Genomic DNA, 4657 nt, shown 5'->3' with positions numbered 1-4657 from the left:
ACCTTCTACAACATGTCAAGGAAAACATGGATTACACAACTACTGCAATTAGTGTTGGATTGGATTACGTGGATTTCTATCCGGTAACACTAGATTTTGAACACTCACAAGTGGTTGCAATCTATGGAAAGAAGGAATTTGGTAAGACAAATTTACTTCGATTGCTAATGAATGGTCTATGTGACAAAAAACCGGATGCGAGAGTGGTTTTCCTTGATGATGGACGTAACCAGTTAAAACCGATCTATGAGAGTATTAATACGCAGTTGGATTCCGTAATGATCCATCAATATGAACAGGTAGATCTTTGCTTCAATGATGATACAAATAAAAGTAAAAAGTTGTCTCCCCTTCAGCAGTTCTACGTGTACCTTAATGAGAATTATATATCGATAGATAAACGATTTTTGGCGGGGATATATGGAGTCAGCAAAGAACTTTCCAAGGAGTTTGGTAAAATTCCAGACTGTAGCCTAGAGCAACAACCATTTACGGTGTTTGTAATACAAAGCAAGCTCGTGTATCTGAATGCAAATGAAAATAAGTTCTTTATGAATGCCCTTCTTCCTCAACTAGCTGCAGTTGCAGAAGAGAGAGGATATCTGTTCGTATTTACAGATGTACAGAAGATTAATGATTCTGAGCAAAATTCCTTTTTTAATAATGCGATTTCCTCTGCTTTCTTACTTGACAATATTGCTGAGTTTGCAGGGGAACGAGGACAAAAAACAATCTTTGGCAGTATGGACGTCAAATCATTAAAAGAGGATTATGCAAGATGTGAAAAAGGCGATGGCTACTACTATGACGTAGAAGCAGATCGCTTAATGAAGTTAAAGTTTATCAAAACAGAAGAGTAAGAGTAATTACAAAATACATAAAGACTACAACAAATAAAAAGGAGTAGATTTATGGCAACGATTGCGTTATACTCGAATCAAATAGCGCAGATGTCTGGGAAGCTTGGAGAAGTAAAGAAAACAGTAGGCGATTACAAATCAGAACTATTTTCATTAAAAACAAAGGCACTGGCAATCAAGCAATCCATATGTAATATGGAAGATGTTATAAGCTCCATACAGGCATCTACAAGTGTACAGGAAGAGAAAGTTGACTCCCTAGAACAGGTTAGAGGAAGCAGCGAACAGTTTATAGAAGATACCTATCGCATTGATGGTAATGTAGCGGACCTTGTGAATAAGCGTAAAGATGATTTTTATGATCAATACAAGTACTTAAAACCAGATCGTGAGAAGAATTTTTGGGAAAAGCGCAAAAATGACTTAAAGAAAATAGGGGAATGGTGTAAAGAACATTGGAAAGCGGTTGTAACGATTGTTCTAGTGATTGCCGTAATTGTAGTTGCTGTAGTAGCAACAGTGATGTTTGGACTACCAGCAGTGTTGGCGTTTATAGGAAAAAGTATTCTTTGTGGTATCGTGAAAAGTATTTTGTCGGGTATAGTTATAGGAGGAGTGATAGGTGGTCTAATTAGTATTGCTACTGGTGGGGGATTCTGGGAAGGCTTTGAAGAAGGAGCGTTTTTTGGAGCAGTTGCTGGTGGTATAGCTAGCGGAATGGGAGTATTCTTTACAGGAGCAGTAAAAGGTGCAGTAATTAAACTGTGGCAAACACTAGTAACTGGTGGAGCATCTGGAGTAGGAGCAATGTTACTCAGTGATTTGGGCGATGTTGTAATTAAGGGTGATTCGATGTCGCTTAAGAAAATAGTAACGGATGTTGTAATTGCAGGAGTAACAGGAGTCGTATTTGCGGGCATTGGTTATGGATTATCAAAAGCGTTTAAGGCGTTGAAGTTGAAGATGTTTAATAAGGGTGGCTTAGATTCAATACCAGATAAGGCAAAAGATATAGCTAATCAAGTAAAAGCAAAGAATGGTGCGGCACCACAGGGATATAAAGGAGGTAAAGTATATCAAAACATGCCAAAAGAAGGGGCACAAAAGTTACCAGAAGGTATTAGCTATAAAGAATATGATATTAATCCTTATGTAAAAGGGCAGAATAGAGGTATGGAAAGAATTATAATTGGTGACGATGGTTCTGTTTGGTATACGAATAATCATTATGAAACATTTACAAGAATTGAATAGTGAGGTAATGAAAAATGTATAAAGAAACTATAGATTTATTAAAAGAAAAAGAAGTTGAATTTGAAGATGGACTAACAGTTGATGAAGTAACGCAGATAGAAAAAATTTACGAAATTGTATTTCCGATGAGTTTACGTGATTTCTTAATGACTGCATTACCAGTATCAAAAGGTTTCTATAATTGGAGAAATAGAGAACAAGGAAATGTTGAATATATAAAGAATATGATTAATCAACCAATAAAATACATTATGGATATGCCAGAAGAAGTTTATTGGTGTGACGATTGGGGACAAGAACCCAATAATGAAGAACATTTTAAAAATGAAGTAAAAAAGAGAATTAAAATAGCACCTAAGTTAGTACCTATATTTTCACATAGGTATATGCCTATAAATTACAGTGAAAATCCTCCGATAATATCAGTTCATGGTGTGGATATAATATATTTTGGTGAGAATCTTGGAGACTATTTCAATGTTGAATTTGGTGAAAAAGACCAGAACACAATAAGTTTTGAAAATATTGAGTCAATTCCATTTTGGACTGATATAATGTAATAAAAAAATTGGAGATATTTTATTAACTAATAAGTTTTGAAATGTCTCCGATTTTTGTGCTAATTACTTCAAGTCAGCCAGTTGCATCAGCAGTGAAAAGCAGCATTGCATACCCATACGAAATAGTACTGCTGAGTAGGTGGAATTTTGTGCAGTGACGGCATCCACCCAATTTTCTATAACCTTGCACTGTTCTTTTGATAAATTAAGATTTTCATATTTCTGGTAGAGTTCACATTCTTCTGCCAAGGCATTCTGATACTCGGGGTCTGCATTTAATTGACTGCGGACATTGTTATCAGACCGTTCTTCCAGATAGGAATATAGCATGTCAAAAATTTTTGTATCTATCATATTGAAGGCCTCCTTATACCTATAACCCTTTATTAACTGTATAATTATTCAGGTTTATCCTGTATAATTGTTCTATTAGATAGAGTGACATCGTGGCCTCCTTGAGACTTTGATCTCGTACTTGAAAGAGTGATGCCTCTGTCTGATAAACAAGTTTACGAATAAGTTGGATGTCGACCCAGCCGGGTACCTCGCATGTACAATAAGGCAGTAACGTTTATCAGTCAGTGGAACCTATCTAAAAATGATTTGAAACTAAACAATTCATTATCTGATACTCAAAAATGGGATTTAATATATGATATTGCAGAAGGAAGGGTGAATGATGTTACAGAGATTTCCAATATTATTAAAGGAAAATGAATGTAAACTACTTATAAAATACGATGGTGAAAGGGAAAAAAATAAATACACTGTAAAGCTTTTATATAATGATTTAAAAAGGGGAAGTTTAGGGAAAGATACGGATAATCCTTTTGCTGAGTTAAAAGATGTTTTCAAAAATGATGTTTCATTTTCTGATAATGGAATATCAGATGAATTTTTTAATACAGTGAATAAACTGCTTGAGAACGTTAGAACAAAGCTGGGTGATGCAAGTATAATTTCTGTAATAATGGAAGGAAATAAAGAAAATATAATGTATACATTACATATTCAAACTGAAACATATACTAAACACTGTACAACTAAGAATATACAAGAATTGTTTGAAATTTATTAAAATATAATGTATACAGAGGTTGAAAAAATGGATTCATCCAACTACTTAAATCTCAGTCTCTTAATTCAATATCATGGCTCTCACGAAGTGACGTAATCCGTGATATGAATTAAGAGACTTAAGCGAAAAAATTTGCATTGGGTATACAATCGGATTTTTAGGTGTAGTTCCAATACCTCATATAAACGTACTTTTTGTAGCAAAAAAATTTGTTGCGAAAGGTGCGTTTTATTATGCGAATTAAAAAAGTGGATTCAAAATCACTGTCGCATCTTATATTGGTTGTTGATGAATTTACTGAATTGAAGCGATTTTCTAATGAAAGTAATGATGTAGATTTCATTGCAGAGATTACAACAATTGCCCGTGTGGGACGTACCTTGGGATTTCATATTGTATTGGTCTCTCAGAATATCGAAGGCGCTATCACAGATGATATAAGAGTAAATTCAAAGGCTAGAATCTGCTTGAAAGTTGCGACAAAACAGGCATCAAAGGAGATGATCGGCAGCTCAGTCGCAGCAGCTCCAAAGATGCCCCTTAATGGTCAAGCATATCTGCTTGTGGGTACTGGAACTAGGTTTGAATATTTTCAATCTGCCTATACTGGTGCCAATAAGAACTTAAATATTGAACCTGCAGTTACTGTGACAGAAGTGAAGCATTCAGGAAAATTCAATACTGGTTTCTATTCTTCGAAAAAAGATAATGAACGAGAAAAGAAAAAGAATGAAAATATCAATGAACATGATACCCAACTAGCCTATATCGTTAACACGATAATTAAGATGAGTGAAAATATGGAGAAGCCACGACAGATATTCCTTCCTCCACTTCCAGGGGTTATAGTAGATCAAACAGAATGGAGGAGTTCCCATGAGTATGAATAAAATGTTGTGCGAGAT

6 protein-coding genes are annotated in these 4657 nt (G+C 34.9%); 5 read left to right on the top strand and 1 reads right to left on the bottom strand.

All coding sequences use genetic code 11. The features are described from left to right. From BUB90_RS22925 to BUB90_RS22915, 3 genes are all read left to right on the top strand, one after another. The coding region (locus BUB90_RS22925) for a DnaA ATPase domain-containing protein (RefSeq protein WP_242952596.1) at positions 1-860 on the top strand (860 nt) is incomplete at its 5' end. Between the two features lie 51 nt (positions 861-911). Further along, the gene (locus BUB90_RS22920) at positions 912-2114 is read left to right on the top strand and encodes a ribonuclease domain-containing protein (protein ID WP_073291990.1); all 1203 of its coding nucleotides are present in this window, start codon (positions 912-914) and stop codon (positions 2112-2114) included. Positions 2115-2128: 14 nt separating this feature from the next. After that, positions 2129-2674, top strand: coding sequence for a hypothetical protein (locus tag BUB90_RS22915; protein WP_073291988.1), 546 nt, complete (start codon positions 2129-2131; stop codon positions 2672-2674). Between the two features lie 63 nt (positions 2675-2737). Here the strand turns inward: BUB90_RS22915 and BUB90_RS22910 are convergent, their stop codons facing one another. After that, the gene (locus BUB90_RS22910) at positions 2738-3028 is read right to left on the bottom strand and encodes a hypothetical protein (RefSeq protein ID WP_073291985.1); all 291 of its coding nucleotides are present in this window, start codon (positions 3026-3028) and stop codon (positions 2738-2740) included. A gap of 322 nt (positions 3029-3350) precedes the next feature. Between BUB90_RS22910 and BUB90_RS22905 the strand changes: the two genes are divergently transcribed. Together BUB90_RS22905 and BUB90_RS22900 are read left to right on the top strand one after the other, a co-directional pair. Beyond that, entirely contained in the window at positions 3351-3752 is a 402-nt protein-coding gene (locus tag BUB90_RS22905) for a hypothetical protein (protein WP_073291983.1), read from the top strand. 233 nt (positions 3753-3985) lie between these two features. Further along, positions 3986-4642 (top strand): hypothetical protein, encoded by a 657-nt coding sequence (locus tag BUB90_RS22900; protein ID WP_242952595.1) that lies wholly within the window; start codon positions 3986-3988, stop codon positions 4640-4642. The last annotated feature ends 15 nt before the right edge of the window (positions 4643-4657 follow it).

Source organism: Anaerosporobacter mobilis DSM 15930, from assembly GCF_900142955.1.
GTDB lineage: Bacteria > Bacillota > Clostridia > Lachnospirales > Lachnospiraceae > Anaerosporobacter > Anaerosporobacter mobilis.
The sequence above is the reverse complement of the archived record's forward strand: the minus strand, read 5'-3'. Positions and strand labels throughout refer to the sequence as shown.

Bases quoted from the DNA above. Each gene is read 5' to 3' on its own strand.
- BUB90_RS22920 (WP_073291990.1), top strand. From the start codon at position 912: ATGGCAACGATTGCGTTATACTCGAATCAAATAGCGCAGATGTCTGGG.
- BUB90_RS22915 (WP_073291988.1), top strand. From the start codon at position 2,129: ATGTATAAAGAAACTATAGATTTATTAAAAGAAAAAGAAGTTGAATTT.
- BUB90_RS22910 (WP_073291985.1), bottom strand. From the start codon at position 3,028: ATGATAGATACAAAAATTTTTGACATGCTATATTCCTATCTGGAAGAA.
- BUB90_RS22905 (WP_073291983.1), top strand. From the start codon at position 3,351: ATGATGTTACAGAGATTTCCAATATTATTAAAGGAAAATGAATGTAAA.
- BUB90_RS22900 (WP_242952595.1), top strand. From the start codon at position 3,986: ATGCGAATTAAAAAAGTGGATTCAAAATCACTGTCGCATCTTATATTG.